Here is a 23,299-nt window from a genome sequence, read left to right as displayed (position 1 = left end):
GCCGCGCCCCTACGGTCCTGGTCATGGCCGCATTCAAGGGCGGGGGCGGCCCACGACTTCCCGCGGAGGCATTCCCATGACCACCCCGAGACAGACATCAGTGGTCGCGGACTGGCTGGCCCGCGCCCAGCAGGAGCCTGCGCAGGCCTGGCGGGAGTGGGCGGATACCGGTGTGGCCCTGCTCCCGTGTGGCCGCAGGTTCGAGGCGGTTCGTCTCCCCGAGCGCCTCGTGCGCAGCGCGGTGCGCTCCACCGACCCGCAGGTGATCGCGGTCCGGCTCGCGCAGAGCCTGGACGGTCCGGTGATCTACGACGGCCGCACCATGGGCGGCACGTACTACGCCCTGACCAGGCCACGTCGCAGGGGGACTTGGCGGCACGAGGACGTGGCGCCGTGGCTGGGGGCGGACACCTTTCTTGGTGTGCCGCGACTGTCCCGCACTGAACCGCCCGGCACGCACTGGGTGGTGGCGCCTCGCTACGAGGACGACCTGTGCGAGCCCCTGGCGGTGGAGGCCCTCAGCCGCATCGGCCGCGACGCCGGCGAGGAGGCAGAGCAGTGCTGAAGGCGCGGACGGCCGAGGAGCGTCGAGAGCGGGAGACGTACCAACGCCTCCTGTCGCACCTCGACGGGTGCGGCCCCTGCCACGACTGGGCGGACTGCGAGGAGGGCGAGCGGATCCGGCGCGCGCTCCGTGCCGCCCGGATGGCCGCGCGTCTGGCGGGCTGACCCGCCCACCCCTCAGCTCCCTTTCGCACCTGCGGAGGCACGTTCGCGAACGGCCGCACCGACCTCGACATCCCCGACGGCTCATGAGCCGAGTGGAGATCAGCAAGTTCTTCGACGGGGTGATCGCGGGTGGGTTCGACAGCTTTCGGGCGAGCGCAGAGGAGCTCTCCGAGGCCGGCGTCGCGGCCTGAGGCTGCGGGCGGAGAGGGTGAGGCCTGGTCCCCGCCTCGCGACAATCTCCGTTCTCTGACGGGCGGCCCGGTCTGCTCGCAGCACCCCGGACCACCGGCTCCGACGGCGCACAGTGCTGCGGGCAGCTACATCTGCCACCTGTGCGGCCGTACGGCGGCAGAACGCGATCCTGACCAGCCCGTACTGGCGTGAGGGCGGGGCGGCGACCTGACCTGTCATCGCCCGGGGGGTGCGCACGAGTAAGGCCCAGGACCGGAGATTTTCCCTCCGTGACCTGGGCCTTCCTGTTCTGATCTTGTGCCCCCGGCAGGATTCGAACCTGCGACACCCGCTTTAGGAGAGCGGTGCTCTATCCCCTGAGCTACGAAGGCGGTCCAGGCCGTGCCGTTTCCGGCCGGTCTGTGGTGAGCAGGCGCTGCGGTCTGCGATACCGCCGACAGTATAGCGGGTGGCCGTTCCTGGCCCCTCCGGCCCCCGGCCTGGTCAGGGGGCCGAGGGGTGGCGGGGTGTGTCGGGCCCGGCCCCTTGTGTCGTCGTCGCCGTGATCGACGCCGACGCCGACGCCGACTCCGGGGCTGACACCGCCACCGCTGCCGCGAAGCCCGGTGGGGCGGGGATGTCCGTGACGTGCCAGCCCGGCACCGGGCGTGGGTGGGCGCCCGTGCCCACCCGTAGCGTCGCCGCTCCGGCGGCCAGGCCCTCGCCCGTTCCCTTGAGCACCGCCTCCTTCCGCGTCCAGCAGCGCGCGAACGCCGCCGGACGGGCCGACGGCGGCAGGGCGGCCAGCTCGGTGGACTCCTGGGGGTGCAGGGCCGTGGCGACCTCCGCCACCAGCTCCCGTGACGGCAGCTCCTCCACGTCCACCCCTACCGGGCGGCCGGCGAGCGCGATGAGTGCCGTGTCTGCCGCGTGCGAGAGGGAGAAGTGCAGGTCCGGTGGGTGGTGTCGCGGGTCCACGATCGGGCGTCCGTGGGGGCCGCCGCAGCCTGGGCAGTCCGCTCTCGCCAGGCGGACCCCGGCCGGATCGACGTCCAGCTCCGCGCCCAGCAGCTGTCGCAGCGCCACGTGAGCCACTTCGTACAGCGAACGGTCCCGTTCGCGTCGGAAGGCCCGTGCCCGCTCCCGTTCCCGGAAGTCGAGTACCGCCAGGTCGAGTTGGGACGTGCCCACCCGCGCCAGCCAGAGGCTGGGCTCCCCGCTGTGGCGGCCTCCGGGCGTCGGCAGTCGCGCTGGGTCGAAGTCCCTGGGCGTGCAGGCCCCGCTGCCGGCCCCTGCGGGCAGGCGTGCGCGCCGCTCCTCGCCCAGGTCCGGGCGGCGGTCCGTGACGCGGTGGACCGTCGCGGAGGGGGCTGTCGCCGAGAGGGCCGTCGACGAGGCGGCCGTCGTCGAGTGGGCCGTCACGGAGTGGGCTCGCATCACCCGCACAACGTACGCCGCCCCCGCAGCGGCGGCATCCGGTTTGTGGGGTGGAGGGGATCTCGCGATGACGGTTCCGCGTCGTCCCCTCCAACCGTCCGTCTCGGATCCAACCGTCCGTCCATCTCGGATCGTTCTTAACCACCCTGTAATTGCCCGGAGTTGGCCCAAGCCCGTGCTTTCGGAGCCGTAAGTCGCCGCTTTCAGCGGTGATTTCCGGCCCCGTCGCACCGGCGCCCCCGCCTACTCCCTCCCGTGCGTCGAGTCAACCCTTGTGACCCGTCAGGGCGCTGGTTAAGCTCGCCGAGCCGAACACCGAACAGAGGCGGGGCCCCGTGATTACGGTGGACAGACGGATCGCGGTCATAGGTATGACCTGCAAGTTTCCCAACGCGGACGGCCCAGAGGCGTTCTGGCGGAATCTGCTCGACGGCAAGGATTCGATCACTCGAATCAGTGGTCCCGACGGTGTCGCGGCGCGGGGGCTCATCGACGATCCGGAGTGGTTCGACGCCGATTACTTCGGTATTTCGCCACGCGAGGCCCGCATCATCAATCCACAGGCTCGAATTTTCCTGGAGAGCGCCTTGGCCGCGCTCGAAGACGCAGGCCAGGATCCGCAGCGGGTCACCGGAGCGGTCGGCGTGTACGGGGGCAGCGGCGAGAACGCGTACGCGCAGCTGCTCAAGGCGGACCGGGCCGAGCGCCCCTCGGCGTCGGCCGCGTCGGCCGCCTCCGACTGGGAGATACGCGTCGCCAACGGGCCCGACTTCCTGTGCAGCAGGGTGGCCCACCGGCTCGGTCTGACCGGCCCGACGATGACCGTGCAGGCCGCCTGCGCCACCTCGTTGGTCGCCGTGCACGCCGCCGTCCAGGGGCTGTTGACCGGCGACTGCGACCTGGCACTCGCCGGTGGCGTCACCGTGCGGTTGCCGTCCGGAGTCGGCGGCACCGACGAGGTCGGCATCCAGGCCCCGGACGGCGTGCTGCGGGCCTTCGACGCCGCCGCGACCGGGCTTGTCGGCGGTGACGGTGTCGGCGTCGTGGTGCTGAAACGGTTCGCGGACGCGCAGGCCGACGGTGACCGCGTCGACGCCGTGATCCTCGGGACTGCGGTCAACAACGACGGCGCCGACCGCATGGGCTTCACCGCCCCGGGCGTCGCCGGCCAGGCCGCGGTCATCGAGCGCGCCCAGCGGGTGGCGGGCGTGGCGCCCGAATCCTGCACCTACGTGGAGACCCACGGCACCGGCACCCGCCTCGGCGACCCGGTCGAGATCGCCGCCCTGACCCGAGCCTTCCGCCGCGGCAGCGAGAGCGAGAGCGGTCATGACGGTGACAGCGGCGACGACCGCGGCAACCCGCGCCTCGGCTACTGCGGGATCGGTTCCGTCAAGACCAACGTCGGGCACACCGACGCCGCCGCCGGCGTGGCCGGCCTCATCAAGACGGTCCTCGCGCTCAAGCACGGGGTCATCCCGCCCAGCCTGCACTTCACCGAGCCCAATCCGGAGATCGATTTCGAGAACAGCCCGTTCCGCGTGGTCGCCCGCGCCGAGGACTGGCGGCCGGAGGGCGTGCCGCGCCGGGCCGGGGTGAGCTCCTTCAGCGTGGGCGGTACGAACGCCCACGTGGTCCTGGAACAGCCCCCCGCGGAAGAGCAGCCCCCCGCGGAAGCGGAGTCGAATGAGGCGCCGAGCGCGCGCGGCCCGTACGTGCTGCCGCTCTCGGCGAAGTCCCCCGCGGCTCTGGACGCCGTCACCGACCGGCTCGCGGAGCGGCTGCGGGCCGAGCCCGGCACCGTACTCGCCGATGTGGCCTGGACGCTGCAGACCGGGCGGCGGGAGCTCCCGTACCGGCGGATCGCGGTGGTACGTGATGCCGCGGACGCCGTACGTGTGCTGACCGGCGAGGACCCCGAGCGGCTCGCCACCGCCCCCAAAGCGGTCTGGCCGTCGGGCGGAGTGGCCGGGGAGGGCAAGGAGGACGAGGGGGCGCAGAGCGATCCCGTCGACTTCGGGCGGCGCTGGCTGACCGGTGCCGCCGTCGACTGGGCGGCCCTGCACCAGGGACGGCGGCCCCGCAAGGTCGCGCTGCCCACGTACCCCTTCGAGCGCCGGCTGTTCACGGTGGAACGGCACCACCGGCCCGCCGCAGCCGCCCCACCCACCGCACCCGGTACACCCACCGCACCCGCCACACCCTTCGCGCCCCCGGCATCCGCGCCCACCCGCGAGGTCACGTACGACCTCATCGCGAAGTACTTCGCCGAGATCCTCGATCTCCCCGAGGTGGAGCCCGACGAGAGCTTCTTCGACCTCGGCGGCGACTCCCTCATCGCGACCCGCCTCGTGGCCAGGATCCGCGAGGCGTACCCGGTGGAGCTCGCGCCCAAGGAGCTGATCACGGCTCCCACGGCCGCGGAGTTCGCCGCGCTGATCGAGGCGAGGCTCGCCCCCGGCCACGGCCGTATGCCGTGACGCGGTGGACCGTCCGCCGGCACCGCCGTCCGGACGCCGTCGCCGTCCTCTACTGCTTCCCGCACGCGGGCGGGCTGCCGGGCGAGTACGTCCGCTGGTCCGACGACCTGCCGGGGGTCGAGGTCCGGGGCGTGCACCTGCCCGGAAGGACCACCCGCCAGGCCGAGCCGGCGCACACGCGGATGGACGCCCTGGTGGACGCCCTCGTCTCGGCCGTCGACTTCGGGAATCCCGACGGAGGGCCGGGGGACGCACGGCACGCTCGCCGGCCGTTCCTCTTCTTCGGGCACAGCCTGGGCGCACTCATCGCCCTTGAGGTCACACGTGAACTCCAGGCGCGAAACAGCGAGTTGCCGCAACGGCTCATCGTCTCCTCCTGCCCCGCACCCCCGTTGCCGCCCGTCGCGCGGCCCGTCGACGGGCTGTCGGACGACGAACTGCTCGACGCGATCGAGCGCGGCACGGGCGAACCCATGGACCATCTGCGGGCCGACGCCGACCTGCGGGCGCACGCGCTCGCGTGCTTCCGGGCCGACTACGCCCTTCTGGAGCGGTACGTCCCGGGGAGGTCCGAGCCGCCGCTCGACCGGCCGGTCACCGTCCTCGCCGGCCGCGAGGAGGCGTACGCGCCCTGGCGGGCGGGCTGGGCGCGGCACACCAGCGCCACGACAGAGCTCACGGTCGCGGCCGGGGGCCACTTCTACTTCCGCGGAGGCCAGGGGCGCGACGATCTCCTGCGCACCCTCCGCGCATCCATGCCGACACCGACGACATGACATCGACGACACAACCAACGGCGTGACCGACGACATACGTGACCGACGACATGAGGGGGAGCAACGGGTGGACCGCATAGGGGTGGTGGGCGCCGGGACGATGGGGCGCGGCGTGGCCGAGCTGTTCGCGGAACACGGGCACGAGGTCGTGCTGGTGGACGTGACGGAGGCCGCCCTGGCGTCCGCACGGGACGAGATCGCGCGGAACGTACGGTTCGCTCCGCTGGTCCGCCCCGGGGCGCCCGTACGGGATCCGCTGGAGGTGACCGGGCGGATCGACTTCACCGTGGACCTCAAGCGGCTGGGGGACGTGGACTTCCTGGTCGAGAACGTCACCGAGGACTGGGACGTCAAGCGTCCCCTCTACGCCGAGCTCGACGCCCTGTGCCGCCCCGGTGTGCCCTTCGGCGTCAACACCTCCGCGATCCCCATCACGCGGGTCGCCGGGCTCACCGGCCGGCCTGAGCACGTGATCGGCATGCACTTCATGAACCCGGCGCACCTCAAGCCCACCGTCGAGCTGATCCGCGGCCACCACACGTCGGACGCCACGATCGCGCGGACCCGGGCGCTGCTCGACGGGGTCGGCAAGGGGCACGTCCTGGTGGAGGACTCCTCGGGCTTCGTGACGAACCGCGTCGCGATGCTCACCATCAACGAGGCGGTCTTCCTCCTCCACGAAGGCGTCTCCACGGCGGCGGACGTCGACCGGCTGTTCAAGGAGTGCTTCGGGCACGCCATGGGGCCGCTTGAGACCGCGGACCTCATCGGTCTCGACACCGTCCTGCTGTCCCTGAAGGTCCTGTACGACAACTTCGGCGACCCCAAGTACCGCCCCTGCCCCCTGCTCACCCGGCTGGTCGACGCGGGTCTCCACGGGCGCAAGACCGGACAGGGCTTCCATTCCTACGAGTCGGGAGAGTGACCCATGGCTGATGTAACGACCGAGGACGACAAGGTCCTGATCCGGGAGTTCCTCGCCCAGCACGTGCACGGCGTCGAGGTGGACGACGACGAGGACCTGTTCGCCTCGGGTCTGGTGAACTCGCTCTTCGCGGTGCAGCTGGTGATGTGGGTCGAGCGGACCTACGGCCTGGCCGTCGCCGGTGAGGACCTCGCCTTCACCAACTTCCGTTCCATCACGGCGATATCGGAGTTCGTGGAGCGCAAGAAGGCCCTCGCCGGAGGCGGCGCGTGATCGTCGAGCCGACGCCCGAGCAGCTGCGGCTGCGCCGGGAGATCATCGCGTTCGCCCGGGCAGAGCTCGGCCGTGACGCGGCCGAGGCCGACCGCGGCGCCCGCTTCCCCCGGGAGGACTGGCGGCGGTGCGCCGAGTTCGGCGTGCTGGGCTGGCCGGTGCCCGAGGAGTACGGCGGCCGCGGGTTCGACCCGCTGACCACGATGATGGCGCTGGAGGCGCTGGGCTACGCCTGCCCCGACAACGGCCTTGTGTTCGCGGTGAACAACCACCTCTGGGGCTGCGTGATCTACCTGCTGCTGCACGGTACGGACGAGCAGAAGCGCCGCTTCCTGCCCGGCCTGTGCGACGGCTCGCTGGTCGGCGCGCACGCGCTGTCGGAGCCGGAGGCGGGCTCCGACATCCTCGCCATGACCACCACGGCGGAGCGCGACGGCGACGGCTACCGGCTGCACGGCACCAAGTGCTTCATCAGCAACGGCCCGGTGGCGGACGTCTACGTCACGATCGCCCGCACCGGCACGGGCCCCGGCCGCCAGGACCAGCTGTCGGCCTTCCTGGTCACCGCCGACATGCCCGGCGTGGTGAAGAAGCGCGAGATGCCGAAGATGGGGCTGCGGACCACCCCGATGGGCGTCGTCGAGTTCGACGGGACGCCCGTGCCGGCGGCGAACCTGCTCGGCCACGAGGGCGCCGGCTACCCGGTCTTCACCTCGACCATCGAGTGGGAGCGTTCCTTCATGTTCGCCCCGCACGTGGGCGCCATGGAGCGGCTCCTGGAGACCTCGGTGCGGCAGGCCAACACCCGCCGCCAGTTCGGCCGGACGCTCGGGTCCTTCCAGGCCGTGTCGCACCCCATCGCGGACATGAAGATCCGTCTCGAACTGGCCCGGATGCTGCTCTACCGGGTCGGCTGGCTGAAGCGGCAGGGCCGCCTCGCCCTCCAGGAAGCCACCATGGCCAAGATCTTCATCAGCGAGGGCCTGGTCGAGACGGCGCGGGCCACCGTCGAACTGCACGGCGCCCGGGGCTATTTGGAGGAGTACGGGCTGGAGCGCGAACTGCGCGACGCGCTCGCCGGGCCGATCTACGCCGGGTCCAATTCCGTGCAGCGCGGCATCCTCGCCGAACTGCTCGGCGTGAGCGGGGCGTTGTCGGGCGGGGCCGTGTCGGGTGGAGCGGCTTCCGGTGGACCGGCTTCGGGCGGGGCGGTTTCGGGGGGTGAGCCGCGGTGACGACCATCCGGCTCGCCCTGGAACCGGCGCTGCCCGGTGAACTCGCCCAGGAACTGGCCCAGCGCGTCTACTTCGTCTCGGACACGATCACCGGCTTCTCCCTGGTCCGCTCGGACGCGTCCGGCGACATCACCGCCGTGGACGTGGCACTCGACGGCCCCGAGGGCGGCGCCCCGGCCGACCCGGCCGAGCTCGCCCGCAAGCTCAACCTGGTGACCGCGAACGACCTGCTCGGGCAGCGTTTCCTGGAGCCCAAGGTGGTCTGGCGTGCCGCCGACACCGGGCCGGCCAAGGACGTGTACGACGAGCTGGTGGCGCGCGGCGCGGCCGTCGAGGCGGGCGCGGGCCAGATCGGCGTCGGCGAGCCGGTCCTGTCGCTGATGGACCACCTGGACTCGCTGCTCCGCGCCCTGGTCGCCGAGGAGTTCGGCGCCAAGGAGTTCCGCTACCCGACACTGATCACCGCCGACGCGTTGCGCCGCACCGGCTACTTCGAGTCGTTCCCGCAGATGGTGATGACCGTGACGCGGCTGCACGGCGACGTCGACAGCTACCGCGGCTTCCTCGACGACCTCGCGTCCGGCGGCTCTCTGCAGGCGGCGCTCACCGCGCACAGCGGCGGCCACGACCACTGTCTGCCGCCCACCATGTGCTTCCACACCTACCACCAGTTCGCGGACGGCCCGCTGCCGCAGCCGTCGATGGTGGTGACCGCGCGCGGGAAGTCGTTCCGCAACGAGTCCCGGTACCGGCGCTCCCTGGAGCGGCTGTGGGACTTCACGATCCGCGAGATCGTCTTCCTCGGGACGCCGGAGTTCGTCCTCGACGCGCGCGGCAGGCTCATGGAGCGGGCGTACGAGCTGGTGGACGCGCTCGGCCTGGGCGGGCGGTGCGAGGTGGCGGGCGACCCGTTCTTCCTCAACGACACGACCGCGGCGCGCGCCTGGTCGCAGCGGCTGCTTGAGCTGAAGTACGAGCTGCGGCTGCCCCTCGACGGCGAACGCGACGTCTCCGTGGGCTCGTTCAACTACCACGAGCAGTTCTTCGGCCGGTCCTTCGGGATCGCCGGGGAGACGGGCGAGCCGGTCTTCACCGGGTGCGCCGGGTTCGGCCTGGAGCGTTTCGCCTACGCGTTCCTGTGCCGGCACGGTCTGGACCCGGCGAACTGGCCGGAATCCGTACGGGCGGCGGTGGCGCCGTGACCGTACGCGAACCCTCGCCGCAACCAGCGCCGGTATCCGCACCAGTACCCGCGCCCACACCACCCCCCGCGCCTCCGCGGCTGCTCACGCTGTGCGCGCCGACCGCGGAGCTGCTGGAGCGGGCCACGGACGACCTCGCCGACCGTCTCGACGCGATGGACGACGCGGACTTCGCGCGGCTGCCCGCGGTGCCCGCGCCCCCGGCGGAGCCCGGCACGGCACGGCGCGCCGTCCTCGCCGACTCGCCGGGCACCGCCGCGCGGTGGCTGCGCAAGCGGGACATCCGGCGCGTGGCCACCGGCGGACAGGGCGGTGACGCCTCCCGGGTGTACCTGTTCTCCGGGGTCGGTGACCAGTACCCGGGGCTCGGCGCCGGCCTGTACCGGTGCCTGCCGGTGTTCCGGGAAGAGCTCGACCGCTGCTTCCGGGTGCTCGCGGACGAGCACGGCCTGGACCTGCACCCCGTCCTCTTCCCGCCCGAACCCGAGCTCCCCGAAAGCCCCGCTCCGGCGGACGGCTTCGACCGGCACACGGCGCCGCGGGAGATCCACCGCACGGTCGTGGCGCAACCGCTGATGTTCGCGCTCCAGTACTCCCTGGCCCGCGCCCTCACGGCGCTCGGCGCCGCGCCCGCCGCGCTCGCCGGCTACAGCGTCGGCGAGTACACGGCCGCGTGCCTGGCCGGGGTGTTCCCCGTCGAGCACGCCCTCGGCCTGGTCACCGGGCGGGCACGGCTCGTCGACGAGCTGCCGCCGGGCGCGATGCTCGCCGTCGCGGCCGCACCGGAGGACCTGGCCGGGCCCCTGGACGGGCTGCTCCCCGGGCCGCTGTCGCTCGCCGCGCTCAACGGCCCGCAGCAGACGGTCCTCTCCGGCCCGGCCGACGCGGTCGACGCGGCCGTCGGGCGGCTGACCGGGGCGGGGCTGCCCTCCCAGCGGCTCGCGACCGCGCACGCCTACCACTCGGCGATGACGCGGGCGCTGGCCGGGCCCCTGGAGGAGCTGCTCGCCGCCGTGCCGCTGGCCCCGCCGCATATCCCGCTGCTCTCGAACGTGACCGGGACCTGGCTGCGCGACGCGGAGGCGACGAGCCCGGCCTTCTGGGCCGGTCAGCTCTCCCGGACGCTGCGCTTCTCGGACGAGCTCGCCGAGATCTGGCGGCTGCCGGACCCGCAGCTCATCGAGCTCGGCCCCGGCCAGGCGCTCAACCGGCTCGCCCTCGGGCACCCGGACCGCCCGTCGAACGCCCTCACCTCGGTCGTGCAGACCCTGCCGGGCCGTCTGGAGAGCCGTACGGAGTGGGAGCTGCTGCTCGCCGCCACCGGCCGGCTGTGGGTGGCGGGTGCGGCGGTCGACTGGGCCGCGCTCGCCGAGGACCCGTCAGCAGTGACGAAGGAGCACGCATGAACGACATGACCGAGATCCGTCCGGTGCCGCGCGACGGGACCACGCCCCTGCCGCTGTCGAGCGCGCAGGAACGGCTCTGGTTCATGCAGCAGCTGCGGCCCGGCATGCTCGCCTACCAGTTCCAGGCGAAGATCGTGTTCACCGGGAAGCTGGACGCCGCGCCCCTGGCCGCCGCCCTCACCGAGGTGGTGCGGCGGCACGAGGCCTACCGCACGACGTTCTCCGACAGCCCCGACGGCCCGGTCCAGGTGGTGCACCCGCCGTACGAGGTGGAGCTGCCGGTCCAGGACCTGCGCGGGCCCGACGCGGCCGCCGAGGCCGATGTCATCCGGGCCGCGGTCGCCGAGCAGATCCCGGTGGACCGGCTGCCGCTGGTGCACTGGCGGCTGCTGCGGACCGCCGACGACCGGCACGTGCTGCTGCACCAGGAGCACCATCTCGTCCACGACGGCTGGGCGTTCAACCTCTTCGTCGACGAACTGTGCGTGCTCTACCAGGCGTACGCCGCGGGCGAGCCCTCGCCGCTGCCCGAACCCGAGATCCAGTTCGCCGACTACGCGGTCTGGCAGCGGTCCTGGCTGGAAGGACCGGCCGCCGACAAGCAGCTCGCGTACTGGCGCGAGCAGCTCGACGGCGTGCCCTACTTCCTCGACCTGCCCACCGACCGGCCCCGCACCCCGGTGCGCCGGTTCACCGGTGACGCGCCGCGCTTCACGGTGCCGGGCGAGCTGGCCGACGCGGTGCGCGCGCTCGCCGCGCGGGAGCGGGTGCCGCTGTTCACGGTGATGCTCGCCGCGTTCGAGGTGCTGCTCGCGGGCTGGTCGGGGCAGGACGACTTCTGCGTCGCCACCGGGATGGCGGCCCGCACCCGGCCCGAGGTCGACGGCATGTTCGGCATGCTGGTCAACACCGTGGCGCTCCGTGCCGACGTGCGCGGCGACCCGACGTTCCGTGAACTGCTCGGCCGGGTGCGCAGGACGACCTTCGGCGCCCTGGAGAACCAGGAGCTGCCCTTCGACCGGGTGGTGGCGGCGCTGCGGCCGCCCCGGGTGGCGGGCCGCCAGGCGCTGTGCGAGGTGCTGTTCGCCTTCCACGACTCGCCGACGCGCGCCGTGCGGATCCCGGGCCTGGAGATCGAGGTCGTGCCCGGCGTCAGCAACAAGAGCGCCAAGTTCGACCTCAACATCATCGCGATCCCCCGCGCCGAGCAGTCGATCGGGCAGCGGGGCCAGGCCACGACCCAGGCGATCGAGCTCATCTGGGAGTACGACGGGGACCTCTTCGACGCCGCGACCGTCGCCCGGGCCGCCGAGCGGTACGAGGGGCTGCTCGCCGCGGTGACCGCGGCCCCGGACACCAGGATTTCAGCGCTGACCGGCGCCGGCCGGCGACAGGAGGCATGACGTGAGCGACGCGGACGAGCTGATCGGCCCGGTGCGGACGGCCTGGGCCGAGACCCTGGGCTACGACGAGACCGAGATACCCCTGGACGTCGGCTTCTTCGACGCCGGCGGCAACTCGCTGCTGCTGCTCCTGCTCTGGGAGCAGCTGAACGAGCTCACGCCGGGCGAGCTGCGCGCCACCGACCTCTTCCAGCATCCGACCGTGCGGCGCCAGGCGGAGTTCCTGCGGAGCGGCGCATGACCCGGAGCCTGTACGAGGTGGTCGCGGCCACCGCCGCACGGCTGCCGGACGCCCCCGCCGTCGAGTTCCCGGACAGCGGTGCGGTGAGCTACCGCGAGCTGCTGCGGGGCGCCGAGGCGGTCGCGGAGAAGATCGCGGCCGAGCACGGCACGGTGGAGCGCGTCGGCCTGCTCGCCGCCCGCAGCCTCGTCGCGTACACGGGCTACCTCGCGGCGCTGCGGCTCGGCGCCGCGGTCGTGCCCCTGGGCCCGGACTACCCGGCTCCGCGGAATCGGGGCATCTGCGCGGCGGCCGACGTCGACGTGGTCGTGGCGGAGGCGGCCGCCGTCGCGCGTGGCGGGACCGAATGGGCGGGCGGGCGCCCCGTCCTGCGGCTCGACGACGACGGGATCCGGGCGGCGGCGCCGGAGGGGCGGCTCACGCCGTACGCGCCGGATGCGGACCGTCCCGCGTATCTGCTCTTCACCTCCGGCACGACCGGCCGGCCCAAGGGCATCCCGATCCGGCACCGGCAGGCGCTGCCGTTCGTGGCGCACAACATCGCGCGCTACGGCGTCGGCCCCGGCTGCCGCATGTCGCACACCTTCGAGCTGACCTTCGACCTGTCGGTGTACGACCTGTTCGTCACCTGGGGCGGCGGGGCGACGCTCGTGGTGCCGTCACGGACCGAGCTGTTCGCCCCGGTCGACTACCTGAGCGGCCGGGAGCTGACCCACTGGTTCTCGGTGCCCTCGGCCGTCTCGGTGAGCGCGGGATTCGGGCAGCTCGCCGCGGGACGCCCCTCGGCCCTGCGCCACAGCGTCTTCTGCGGCGAACAGCTCACCCTGGACCAGGCGCGGGCCTGGCACGCCGTGGCCCCGGACGCGACCCTCGACAACCTCTACGGCCCGACCGAACTCACCGTCGCCTGCGCCGAGTTCCGGCTCCCCGGCGATCCCGCGCGCTGGCCGGCGACCTCCAACGGCACCGTCCCCATCGGCCGGATCTACCCGGGCCTGGAACACCGGGTCGCCCCGGAGACGGGCGAGCTGTGGGTGCGCGGGCCCCAGCGGTTCGACGGCTATCTGGACCCGCGCGACGACGAGGGCCGGTTCACGGCCGACGGGTACTTCCGCACCGGCGACCGCGTGCGGGTCGAGGACGGGCAGCTGGTCCACCGGGGCCGGCTCGACGACCAGGTGAAGATCCGCGGCTACCGCGTCGAGCCCAGCGAGGTGGAGGCCGCGCTGCGGCGCCTGGACGCGGTGACGGAGGCCGTGGTGCTCGGCGTCGGCCAGGACGGCGTCACCGATCTGGTGGCCTGCTACACCGGGCGCGGCACCGGACGGATGGAGCTGATCCGCGCGCTGCGCGCGACGCTGCCGCTCCACCTGGTGCCGCGCCGCTTCGAACATCTCGACTCCCTGCCCCGCAACGCCAACGGCAAGGTGGACCGCGGCGCGCTCCGCCGCATCGTCAGTGAGGTCAACGATGGCGCACTCGCCTGAACCCCCCGCCCCGGCCCGTACCCCGGCCGCGCAACGGCCCGGCATGGACTTCAGCCTCTTCTACTTCGCCAGCGACAGCGAGGAGTTCGCCGGACCCCGGTACCAACTCCTGCTCGACGGCGCCCGGTTCGCGGACACGCACGGCCTCGCCGCCGTATGGACGCCGGAGCGGCACTTCCACCCCTTCGGCGGCCTGTACCCGAACCCGGCCGTCACCGGGGCGGCCGTCGCCGCCGTCACCGAGCGCGTGGCGATCCGGGCGGGCAGCGTCGTGGCGCCCCTGCACCACCCGCTGCGCATCGCCGAGGAGTGGTCCGTCGTCGACAACCTCTCCGGCGGCCGCGTCGGGATCTCCTTCGCGTCCGGCTGGCACGCCGCCGACTTCGCGCTGCGCCCGGAGGCGTACGCCGACCGCCGCCGGCTGATGGCCGACCAGGTGCGCCAGGTCCAGGAGCTCTGGCGGGGCGCGTCGCTCGCCTTCCCGGACGGGGCGGGCACCGAGCGCGAGGTGTCCGTCCACCCCCGGCCCGTCCAGCCGGAACTGCCGACCTGGATCACCAGCTCGGGCAGCGTGGAGACCTTCCGGGCCGCCGGTGCCATGGGCGCGGGCGTCCTGACCCATCTCCTCGGCCAGGACCTGGACGACCTCGCGCACAAGATCGCCGAGTACCGCGCGGCGGGCGGCCGGCACGTGGTCCTGATGGTGCACACCTATCTGGACGACGACGCGGACCACGTACGGGAGCTGGTGCGCGAACCGCTGCTGCGCTATCTGCACGGCTCGCTCGGACTGCTCCTCGGCTCGGGGTTCGACGGCAGGCGCCGCATCGACCCCGCCAAACTGCACGAGGCCGACGTGGAGTTCATCGTGCAGCGCTCCTTCGACCGCTACGTCGACGACTGCGGGCTGCTGGGCTCGCCGACCACCGCGGCGCGCGCGGTGGAGCGGCTGCGCGGGATCGGCGTGGACGAGATCGCCTGCCTGATCGACTTCGGGCTGCCGCCCGAGACCGTCATGAAGGGCCTGGAACGGATCGCCGACCTGAACGCAGCGGAGCACCCCCATGGCTGAGCGGACCGGCACGACCCTCGACAGCCCCGCCTTCGCGCGGGCCGTCGCCCGCCTGCGGGTGCCCGGCATGGGCACCGAGGCCGTCGCCCCCTTCCTGGCCGGGCTGATCCGGATGACGCGGCCCCGCCGGGTCCTGGAGGTCGGCTCCGGCTACACCACCCCGTTCCTCGCGGCCGCCCTGGCCGAGGCCCAGGAGCAGGCCGCCGAGGAGTCCCGGCAGCTCGCCGCCAAGACCCGCCCGTATCTGCGCGCCGGGACCCCGCTGGACGACGACTGGCTGCGCGCCGAGCCCGCGCTCGCCGCCCCCGCGTCGTACCTGGAGCCCTACCGGCCGCGGTTCGTGGCCGTGGACGACCGGTCGATCCCGGAGTCCTCGGCCGGGCAGGTCGAGGGCGTCCTCGACGAACTGGGGCTCACCGGAGCGGTCACCTTCGTGGACGCGCCGCTGCGCGAGGCCGACGCCGCGCTGCCCGAGGACTTCGAGCCGATCGACTTCGCCTGGGTCGACGCGTGGGACTGCCTGTACTTCCTGGACCACTTCCTCGACCGGATCAACCCGGCCGGCGGTGTGGTGGTCCTGCACTACCTGATGACGTATCCGGAGGGCGAGGCGATCCTGCGCTATCTGGCCGGACTGCAGCGGGCCAGGCCCGGCGAGCTGGAGGTCCTGAACCTCCTGGAGTCGCACAAACTCCGGCAGAACAGCGTCACGATGATCCGCAGGGCCGCCGTCGCCGCGCCCCGCCTCGCCGGTCCGGGCGGCCGCATCCGGTACGACGACGAGCTGCGCGAACGCGCCACCACCCACGCCGAGTCCCTCGACAGCGAACTGGAGAAGAGCAAGTGAGCATCCTGCGCGGGGCCGTGACCCCCTACCCGGCCGACACGTCCATACCCGCGGTCTTCGCGGCCCAGGTCAAGGCGGGACCGGACGCGCCCGCCGTCGTGGACGGCGCCCACACCCTCTCGTACGCGGAACTCGACGCCCGCTCCGACCGGCTCGCCGGGCTGCTGCGCGAGCGGGGCGTGCGGGAGGGGTCCCGGGTGGGCGTGCTCCTGGAGCGGGGCCACGAGCTGGTCACCGCGGTGCTCGCCATCATCAAGGCGGGCGGCGCCTATGTGCCGATCAACCCGGAGTACCCGGCGGAGCGCAAGGAGTACATGCTGGCGACCGCGGAGGCGGCCGTGACGGTCACCGCCGATGAGCTGCGCGAGGCCGGTCTCCGGCAGGACCCGGCCGGTCCGCCGCAGGCCGCGACCGGGCCCCGCGACCCCGCGTTCATCCTGTTCACCTCGGGATCCACCGGCCGCCCCAAGGGCGTCGTCATCGAGCACCGCTCGGTGCTGCGGCTGGTCCGCGACACCGACTACCTGGAGTTCGGCCCCCACCAGCGCATCGCCCAGGTGTCCAACTCCTCCTTCGACGTCTTCACCTTCGAGGTGTGGGGGGCGCTCCTGAACGGCGGCACGGTCGTCGTGATCCCCACCGCGACGGTCCTCTCGCCGGTCGCGCTGGCCGCGGCGCTCGCGGAGCACCGGATCACCACCATGTTCCTGACCTCCGCGCTCTTCACCACCGTGATGGCGGACCGGCCGGACACCTTCGCCGGACTGCACACGCTGATGGTCGGCGGCGACGCGCTGAGCGTCGCGGCCGTGCGCCGCCTGCTCGCCGCGGACCCCGCCGTACGCCCCGCCCGCCTGGTGAACGGCTACGGTCCGGCGGAGGCCACCACCTACGCGGTCTGCGGCGAGCTGACCGAGCTGCCCGAGGACGCCCGCTCGGTGCCGATCGGCCTGCCCATCGCGAACACCGACTGCTATGTGCTCGGCGAGGACCGGGAGCCGGTCGCCGCCGGGGAGACGGGCGAGCTGTACATCGGCGGCCCGGGTGTGGCCCAGGGGTACGCGGGACGGCCCGACCTGACCGAGGAGCGCTTCCTGCCGGACCCGTACGCGAAGGAGCCCGGCGCCCGGATGTACCGCACGGGGGACCTGGTACGGGTCCTGCCGGACGGGCGGCTCGACTACCTGGGGCGGATCGACGACCAGGTGAAGATCCGCGGCTTCCGGGTCGAGCCGGGCGAGGTGGAGGCGGTCCTCGGCCGGCACCCGGAGGTCCGCGAGGTCGCCGTGGTCGCCGACCGCTCCTCGGGCGAGGCGCGGCTGGTGGCCCATGTGTCCCCCGCCGAGCCCGGCCGGACGCCCACCGGCCTGCGGGAGTTCCTGGCCGCGACGCTGCCGGAGTGGATGATCCCGTCCGCCTTCGCGGTGTTGCCCGCGCTGCCGCTGACGACGACCGGCAAGGTGGACCGGGCCGCGCTGCCGCCGGTGCCGGTGGACGGCGAGGACACGGGCGCGGTGGCCCCCCGCACCGACCTGGAGCGGGAGCTCGCGGCGATCGCCGCCGAGCTGATCGGGCTGCCCTCGGTCGGCGTCACCGACGACTTCTTCGCGCTCGGCGGCCACTCCCTGCTCGCGATGCGGCTGCTGTCCCGGGTCAACGCCCGCTTCGGGGTGCAGGTGGAGCTGGGCGCGTACGTCTACGACCCGACGATCGAGCGGCTCGCGGCCGAGGTGTCCGCCGGGCTGTCCGGCGCGGCGCCGGCCGAGGTGTCCCGTGACCGGTGACCCTCCGGTCTCGTACGCGCAGAAGCGGCTGTGGATCATCGACCGGCTCCACCCGGACAGCCCGGCCTACTCCGTCCCCGTCGTCCACCGGATCGACGGGGAGCCGGACGCCCCGGCCCTCGAAGCGGCCCTGACCGAGCTGGTCCGGCGGCACGAGGTGCTGCGGACCGGCTACCGGATGTCCCGCGGCGTCGTGCGCCAGGTCATCGGGCCCGCGGAGCCGGTCCGCCTGCCGCACGCCGACCTGACCGGGCACGAGGACCCGGCGGCCGAGGCGGAGCGGCTCGCCGCCGCCGAGGCGCGGCGGCCCTTCGACCTGGCGGCCGGTGAGGTGCTGCGGCCGCTGCTCCTCACCGTCGCGCCCGACCGGCACCTGCTCTGCCTGACGCTCCACCACATCGCGTGCGACGGCTGGTCGCTCACCGTCCTGGAGGGCGAACTCTCGCTCCTGTACGGGGCGTTCGCGGCGGGCCGCGTCCCCGAACCGCCCGAGCTGACCGAGCAGTACGCGGACTTCGCCCGGTGGCAGGCGGACCAGGTCGCGGGGGCCGCCCTGGACCGGGCGCGGGAGCACTGGACCAAGCACCTCGCCGGCGTACCGCCGCTGGCGAGCATCCCCTCCGACCATCCGCGCCCCGCGGTGTGGAGCTTCGAGGGCGGCCATGTGCCGGTCACGCTCGGGTCCGAAACCGTCGCCGGTGCGGGGCGGCTGGCGCGGGCCTGCGGCACCACGCCGTACGTCGTGATGCTGGCCGCGTTCGTCGCGCTGGTACGGGAGGAGAGCGGCACCCCGGAGGTCGTCGTGGGCGCGCCCGTGGCGCTGCGGACCCGGGAGAGCCAGTTCGCGCTGATCGGCATGTACGGCAACACGGTCGTGCAGCGGTTCGACGTGCCGGACCGGATGAGCTTCCGCGACCTGGTGCTGCGGGCCCGCGACGAGAGCCGGGCGGCCCTGGCCCACCAGGCGATGCCGTTCGAACTCCTGGTGGAGGAGCTGAACCCGGCGCGGGACCCCGGCGCCAATCCGCTGTTCCAGCTGATGTTCAGCCTCCAGCGGGTGGCGGCGCCCGGACTGCGGCTCGAAGGCTGCCGGGTGACCAGGGAGTTCGGCGACACCCGGACCGCCAAGGTCGACCTGTCCCTCTCGCTCGTCCAGGACGGCGCGGACTGCCGGGGACGCCTGGAGTACAGCGCGGACCTCTTCGAGGAGACCACCGCGCGGCGGCTCGCCGCGCGGTACACCACCCTGCTCGCCGCCGCCGTCGCCGAGCCCCTACGACCCATCGGACTGATGCCGTGACCGAGGCCGAACCCGCCGCCGAGACCGCACGCCCCTCCCTGCTGCGCCACCGCGACTTCATGCTGCTGTGGAGCGGCCAGACGGTCAGCGAAGTCGGCTCGATGATCACGCCGTTCGTGCTGCCGTTCCTCGCCATCACCGCCCTTGACGCCTCCAACTTCGAGGTCGGCCTGCTCACCGCGCTCGGCACGCTGGCCTTCCTGCTCGTCGCGCTGCCGGCGGGCGTCGTGGTCGACCGGGTCGCCAGGCACCGGCTGATGATGTGGTGCGACCTGGTGCGCGCGGCGGTCATCGCGACGGTGCCGGTGGCCTGGTACCTGGACACGCTCACGCTGACGCACCTGTGTGCGGTGGCGCTCGTCACGGGCTCCCTGACGGTGTTCTTCGATGTCGCGTACCAGAGCTATGTGCCGGCTCTCGTCGCCAAGGAACAGCTGATCGACGCCAACGGCAAGCTGGGCACCACCAGTTCGGCCGCCGCCACGCTCGGGCCCACGGTGGCGGGCGTGCTCGTCGCGGCCATCGGCGGGGCCAGGGCGCTGGTCGCCGACGCGATGTCGTTCCTCGTGTCCGCCGTCTCGCTGTTCCTGATCAGGACCCCGGAGCCGAAGCCGGCCCGCCCGGACGGGCCGCGGACGACCTTCCGCGAGCAGATGAGCGAAGGCCTCGGCTTCGTGGTCCGGCACCCCGTGCTGCGCCGCATCGTCGCCTGCACCGCCACGGTGAACCTCTTCTCCCACATGGCGTCGGCGATGGAGATCCCCTTCCTCGTCCGCGAACTGGGGCTCTCCTCCAGCCAGGCCGGTCTGCTGCTCGCCCTCGGACCCGTCGGCGGCGTCCTGGGCGGACTGCTCGCGGGCCGCCTCGCCCGGCGGGTCGGCTCCGCCCGGATCATCTGGCTGGCGCCGCTCGCCTGCGGCGTCCCCTCCTACCTCGTCCCGCTGGCGTACAACGGCTGGCGGGTCGTCTTCTTCGGGATCGGCTGGTTCGCCTTCACCTTCGGCGCCATCGTGTACAACACCGCGCAGGTCACCTACCGGCAGCAGCTTTGTCCGCCGGAGCTGCTCGGCCGGATGAACGCCGCGGTGCGGTGGATCGTCTGGGGGACCATCCCGCTGGGCGCGCTCGTCGGAGGCGCGCTCGCCACCTGGATCGGGCTGCGCCCCACGCTGTGGGTCGGCGTCGTCGGCGCGAGCCTCGGCGGCCTCTGGGTACTCTTCTCGCCGCTGCGCCGCCTGCGCGACGTGCCGCCGGACCACACCGCGGCCGCCGTCTCCTGATGCCCGAGGACATGCCCGAGGCCCGCCGCGGGGCCCGACCGGCGGCCCCGGCGGGGAAGTCGCCGCCCGGTCGCCCCTGGTGCTGCCGATCCCCGGGCCCCGGCCCTTTTAAGGTCGAGCTTCGTCGTGCATGGCGAGCAACTCGCGACACACACCAGGCCGGGCGCCCGCGACGCGCCCCAGGCCGGCATCCCGGGCGACACCCCTCAATGCACAGACATTTCTTTCCGATTCGGGCAGAGGACCGACAATGTCAAGCACACTTGCAGGACGGCCCGCCACCGAGGCCGCCACCTCCCTGACCGGCACCGTGCAGCAGCCCAGCGGCATGCCGGTGCACCGCTACAAGCCCTTCGGCGCCCCGGACCTGCCGGACCGCCGGTGGCCGACGCGCAAGCTCCGCACGGCGCCCCTGTGGTGCTCGGTGGACCTCCGCGACGGCAACCAGGCTCTGCCCGAGCCCATGGACCTGGCGCGCAAGCACCGGCTGTTCCGGCAGCTCGTCGCCATGGGCTACAAGGAGATCGAGGTCGGCTTCCCGTCGGCGAGCCAGGTCGACTTCGACTTCGTGCGCGAGCTGATCGAGCAGGACCTCATCCCGCACGACGTGACGATCCAGGTCATCGTGCAGGCACGGACCGAACTGATCGAGCGCACCTTCGAGTCGGTACGGGGCGCCCCGCGCGCCATCGTCCACCTGTACAACTCGGTCTCGCCGCTGCAGCGCGAGGTGGTGTTCGGCGCGGACCGCGAGGGGATCCTCGACCTGACGGTGCAGGCGGTCCGGCTCATCACCAAGCTCGCCCAGCAACACGTCGGCGGAGAGCTCCTGTTCGAGTACTCGCCGGAGTCGTTCACCGCGACCGAGGCCGACTACGCGCTGGAGATCTGCGAGGCCGTGATGGACGTCTGGCAGCCCGCCAAGGGCCGCCCGATCATCATCAACCTGCCGGCGACCGTCGAGTGCACCCTGCCCAACGAGTTCGCCGACCAGGTCGAGTGGATGGACCGCAACCTGAGCCGCCGCGAGCACATCAGCCTCTCCGTGCACCCGCACAACGACCGCGGCACCGGGGTGGCCGCCGCCGAACTCGCGCTCCTGGCCGGGGCCGACCGGGTGGAGGGCTGCCTGTTCGGCAACGGCGAGCGCACCGGCAACGTGGACCTGCTGACCCTCGGCCTGAACCTCTTCTCCCAGGGCGTCGACCCGATGATCGACTTCTCGGACGTCGAGACGATCCGGCGGGTCGCCGAGGAGTGCACCCAGCTGCCGGTCCACCCCCGCCACCCGTACGCGGGCGACCTGGTGTACACGGCCTTCTCCGGGTCCCACCAGGACGCGATCAAGAAGGGCTTCGACTGGATGGAGCAGGCGGCCCAGCGCGCCGGCACGCCCGTCGGCGAGGTCCCGTGGGGCGTTCCCTACCTGCCGATCGACCCGAAGGACGCGGGACGCTCCTACGAGGCGATCATCCGCGTCAACAGCCAGTCGGGCAAGGGCGGAGTCGCGTACCTGCTCAAGACGGAGCGCGGCTTCGACCTGCCGCGCCGCCTCCAGGTGGAGTTCTCCCGCCTGGTCCAGAGCTACAGCGAGGCCAGCGCCGCCGAGGTCGGGTCCGCGCAGGTGTGGGAGCTGTTCACCCGGGAGTTCCTGACGGAGGGCGCCCGGCTGCGGGTGACCGGGGCGGCGGCCGGCGTGGTCGAGGTGGAGCTGGACGGAGCGGCCCGCACCTTCCGCGCCGACTGCGGCGAGACGTTCGCCGAGGCGCTGCGGGGTGCCGGGACGGACGTCGTGGCGCGGTCCCTCAGCGTCCAGCCCCCCGGCGACGACTCCTCGGTGGTCGTCTACGCCGAGTGCGAGATCGGCGGCGAGAGCGTCTGGGGCGTCGGCCGCCACGCCGACGAGGCCGGGGCGGCCGTGCGCGCCGTCGCCTCCGCGGTCAACCGGGCGTCCCTCTGACAGCGCGGGGGCCCCGGTCTCGACCGGGGCGCCCCGCCATGGCACCGTCGACGTGGACGGGCCCCATGAGATAGGCGAGACAACGATGTTCAGAGATCTCCGGAAGCGTCCCGCGTCGTCGTCCGACGGGACGGCCGAGGAACTGACCTGCTACTTCCTTCATCACGCGGGCGGTTCCGCGGTCGGCTTCATGCCGCTGGCCCGGGCCTTCCCGCCCGGCTGGCGGCTGCGCGCCGTCGACCTGCCCGCCCGCGGCACGGCCTCCGACCAGACGCACTGCCAGGACGCGGCGGAGGCCGTCAAGCTGCTCGCGCCCGCCATCCTGGACGAAGTGAGCGGCCCCTACGCGGTGTTCGGGCACAGCATGGGCGCCCTGATCGGATACGAACTCATCCGTGAACTGGAGCGCTCCGCCCAACCGCCGGTCTGGTTCGGGGTGTCGGCGATGCCGGCGCCCCAACTGGCCAGCGAGTACTTCTCGGAGCGGCGCGACCTGTGGCCTTCGGAGCGGCTCCTCGACTTCATGCGGCGGCTGGGCGGCACTCCGGAGGAGATGCTGGACGACCCCGACATGGCGGACTGGATGGTCGGCATCCTGCGCGGCGACCTGCACCTGGTGGACACCTATGAGTACGCGGCGGGGCCGCCCGTCTCGGTGCCGATGTCGGTCTTCATGGGGGTGGAGGACGAGCTGTCCGAGCCCGAGCTGATCGACGACTGGCAGTCGTACTGCACCCGGCCCGTACGGTTCCACACGCTGCCCGGTGGACACTTCTATCTGTTCGAGCAGGCGGAGAGCCTGGCCCGGTACATGGCCGAGGACATCGAGAAGGTCAAGGAGACCGCACAGACGTGATCACCGTGCACCTGAAGTACGAGATCGACACCGACAAGCTGGAGGACTTCGAGGAGTACGGCCGCCGGTGGGTGCGGCTCGTCAACCGCCTCGGCGGCGTCCACCACGGCTACTTCCTGCCGAGCGAGGGGGACAGCGACATCGCCTACGCGCTCTTCTCGTTCCCGAGCCTCGCCGCGTACGAGGTGTACCGCAACGCCAGCTTCGAGGACCCGGAGTGCCGGGCGGCCTTCGAACTGGCCCGCGCCACCGGCTGCGTCAAGCGCTACGAGCGCCGCTTCCTGCGGCCGCTGGACGACGCGACTCCGGTGGAGGCGGGCCTGACCGTCGACTGAGGAATTGCCGCACTCGACCCCGAGAGTCATAAGACCCGAAGAACCACAGGAGCCCGTATCCCGGCCTCGTCGTCCGCCCGTGAGGGTGGACGAGCGAAGG

The 23,299-nt window shown here is 72.9% G+C and carries 21 protein-coding genes and 1 tRNA gene; 20 read left to right on the top strand and 2 right to left on the bottom strand.

Features of this window, described 5'->3' with window-relative positions; translation table 11 throughout:
* The first annotated feature begins 76 nt into the window (after positions 1–76).
* Together ACZ6CV_RS17850 and ACZ6CV_RS17845 are read left to right on the top strand one after the other, a co-directional pair.
* A complete protein-coding gene (locus ACZ6CV_RS17850) occupies positions 77–565 on the top strand; it encodes a hypothetical protein (protein WP_469251712.1) in 489 nt (162 codons plus the stop codon).
* Positions 559–729 carry a hypothetical protein gene (locus ACZ6CV_RS17845; RefSeq protein ID WP_469251711.1) on the top strand — a complete coding sequence of 57 codons (171 nt, stop codon included), beginning with the start codon at positions 559–561 and terminating at the stop codon, positions 727–729. The genes ACZ6CV_RS17850 and ACZ6CV_RS17845 overlap by 7 nt, the downstream gene beginning before the upstream one ends.
* A 490-nt stretch (positions 730–1,219) precedes the next feature.
* Here ACZ6CV_RS17845 and ACZ6CV_RS17840 read toward each other — a convergent pair.
* Positions 1,220–1,292 (bottom strand) — tRNA-Arg (locus ACZ6CV_RS17840).
* 112 nt (positions 1,293–1,404) lie between these two features.
* Positions 1,405–2,337, bottom strand: a complete 933-nt coding sequence (locus ACZ6CV_RS17835) for a 4'-phosphopantetheinyl transferase family protein (protein WP_469252014.1) — start codon at positions 2,335–2,337, stop codon at positions 1,405–1,407.
* 335 nt (positions 2,338–2,672) lie between these two features.
* On the opposite strand from ACZ6CV_RS17835, the gene ACZ6CV_RS17830 reads away from it, so the two are divergent.
* The 18 genes from ACZ6CV_RS17830 (at position 2,673) to ACZ6CV_RS17745 (ending at position 23,199) form a co-directional block, all read left to right on the top strand.
* On the top strand, positions 2,673–4,817 hold the full coding sequence (locus ACZ6CV_RS17830) for an acyl carrier protein (protein ID WP_469251710.1): 2,145 nt from the start codon (positions 2,673–2,675) through the stop codon (positions 4,815–4,817).
* A complete protein-coding gene (locus tag ACZ6CV_RS17825) occupies positions 4,814–5,593 on the top strand; it encodes a thioesterase II family protein (RefSeq protein ID WP_469251709.1) in 780 nt (259 codons plus the stop codon). The genes ACZ6CV_RS17830 and ACZ6CV_RS17825 overlap by 4 nt, the downstream gene beginning before the upstream one ends.
* Before the next feature lie 22 nt (positions 5,594–5,615).
* Entirely contained in the window at positions 5,616–6,518 is a 903-nt protein-coding gene (locus ACZ6CV_RS17820; protein ID WP_469251708.1) for a 3-hydroxyacyl-CoA dehydrogenase family protein, read from the top strand.
* 3 nt (positions 6,519–6,521) lie between these two features.
* On the top strand, positions 6,522–6,791 hold the full coding sequence (locus ACZ6CV_RS17815; RefSeq protein WP_362372687.1) for a phosphopantetheine-binding protein: 270 nt from the start codon (positions 6,522–6,524) through the stop codon (positions 6,789–6,791).
* Positions 6,788–8,026, top strand: a complete 1,239-nt coding sequence (locus ACZ6CV_RS17810) for an acyl-CoA dehydrogenase family protein (RefSeq protein ID WP_469251707.1) — start codon at positions 6,788–6,790, stop codon at positions 8,024–8,026. Before ACZ6CV_RS17815 ends, ACZ6CV_RS17810 begins: the two co-directional genes overlap by 4 nt.
* A complete protein-coding gene (locus ACZ6CV_RS17805; RefSeq protein ID WP_469251706.1) occupies positions 8,023–9,228 on the top strand; it encodes a class-II aminoacyl-tRNA synthetase family protein in 1,206 nt (401 codons plus the stop codon). The genes ACZ6CV_RS17810 and ACZ6CV_RS17805 overlap by 4 nt, the downstream gene beginning before the upstream one ends.
* Entirely contained in the window at positions 9,225–10,634 is a 1,410-nt protein-coding gene (locus ACZ6CV_RS17800; RefSeq protein ID WP_469251705.1) for an acyltransferase domain-containing protein, read from the top strand. The genes ACZ6CV_RS17805 and ACZ6CV_RS17800 overlap by 4 nt, the downstream gene beginning before the upstream one ends.
* Entirely contained in the window at positions 10,631–12,037 is a 1,407-nt protein-coding gene (locus ACZ6CV_RS17795; RefSeq protein ID WP_469251704.1) for a condensation domain-containing protein, read from the top strand. The genes ACZ6CV_RS17800 and ACZ6CV_RS17795 overlap by 4 nt, the downstream gene beginning before the upstream one ends.
* A gap of 1 nt (position 12,038) precedes the next feature.
* On the top strand, positions 12,039–12,278 hold the full coding sequence (locus ACZ6CV_RS17790; RefSeq protein WP_355807629.1) for an acyl carrier protein: 240 nt from the start codon (positions 12,039–12,041) through the stop codon (positions 12,276–12,278).
* Positions 12,275–13,765 (top strand): AMP-binding protein, encoded by a 1,491-nt coding sequence (locus tag ACZ6CV_RS17785; protein WP_469251703.1) that lies wholly within the window; start codon positions 12,275–12,277, stop codon positions 13,763–13,765. The genes ACZ6CV_RS17790 and ACZ6CV_RS17785 overlap by 4 nt, the downstream gene beginning before the upstream one ends.
* Positions 13,749–14,837 (top strand): MupA/Atu3671 family FMN-dependent luciferase-like monooxygenase, encoded by a 1,089-nt coding sequence (locus ACZ6CV_RS17780; protein ID WP_469251702.1) that lies wholly within the window; start codon positions 13,749–13,751, stop codon positions 14,835–14,837. Before ACZ6CV_RS17785 ends, ACZ6CV_RS17780 begins: the two co-directional genes overlap by 17 nt.
* Positions 14,830–15,684 carry an O-methyltransferase gene (locus ACZ6CV_RS17775; protein WP_469251701.1) on the top strand — a complete coding sequence of 285 codons (855 nt, stop codon included), beginning with the start codon at positions 14,830–14,832 and terminating at the stop codon, positions 15,682–15,684. The genes ACZ6CV_RS17780 and ACZ6CV_RS17775 overlap by 8 nt, the downstream gene beginning before the upstream one ends.
* Complete coding sequence (locus ACZ6CV_RS17770; protein WP_469251700.1) at positions 15,681–17,468, top strand: amino acid adenylation domain-containing protein; 1,788 nt, start codon at positions 15,681–15,683, stop codon at positions 17,466–17,468. The genes ACZ6CV_RS17775 and ACZ6CV_RS17770 overlap by 4 nt, the downstream gene beginning before the upstream one ends.
* The gene (locus tag ACZ6CV_RS17765) at positions 17,458–18,768 is read left to right on the top strand and encodes a condensation domain-containing protein (protein ID WP_469251699.1); all 1,311 of its coding nucleotides are present in this window, start codon (positions 17,458–17,460) and stop codon (positions 18,766–18,768) included. The genes ACZ6CV_RS17770 and ACZ6CV_RS17765 overlap by 11 nt, the downstream gene beginning before the upstream one ends.
* Positions 18,765–20,048, top strand: coding sequence for an MFS transporter (locus ACZ6CV_RS17760; RefSeq protein WP_469251698.1), 1,284 nt, complete (start codon positions 18,765–18,767; stop codon positions 20,046–20,048). Before ACZ6CV_RS17765 ends, ACZ6CV_RS17760 begins: the two co-directional genes overlap by 4 nt.
* Before the next feature lie 250 nt (positions 20,049–20,298).
* A complete protein-coding gene (gene leuA / locus ACZ6CV_RS17755; protein ID WP_469251697.1) occupies positions 20,299–22,008 on the top strand; it encodes a 2-isopropylmalate synthase in 1,710 nt (569 codons plus the stop codon).
* Positions 22,009–22,093: 85 nt separating this feature from the next.
* The gene (locus ACZ6CV_RS17750; protein WP_469251696.1) at positions 22,094–22,864 is read left to right on the top strand and encodes a thioesterase II family protein; all 771 of its coding nucleotides are present in this window, start codon (positions 22,094–22,096) and stop codon (positions 22,862–22,864) included.
* Positions 22,861–23,199 (top strand): NIPSNAP family protein, encoded by a 339-nt coding sequence (locus ACZ6CV_RS17745; RefSeq protein WP_469251695.1) that lies wholly within the window; start codon positions 22,861–22,863, stop codon positions 23,197–23,199. Before ACZ6CV_RS17750 ends, ACZ6CV_RS17745 begins: the two co-directional genes overlap by 4 nt.
* The last annotated feature ends 100 nt before the right edge of the window (positions 23,200–23,299 follow it).

This window comes from Streptomyces sp. NPDC041713 (assembly GCF_055591085.1).
This window is presented reverse-complemented; position numbering and strand designations above follow the sequence as displayed.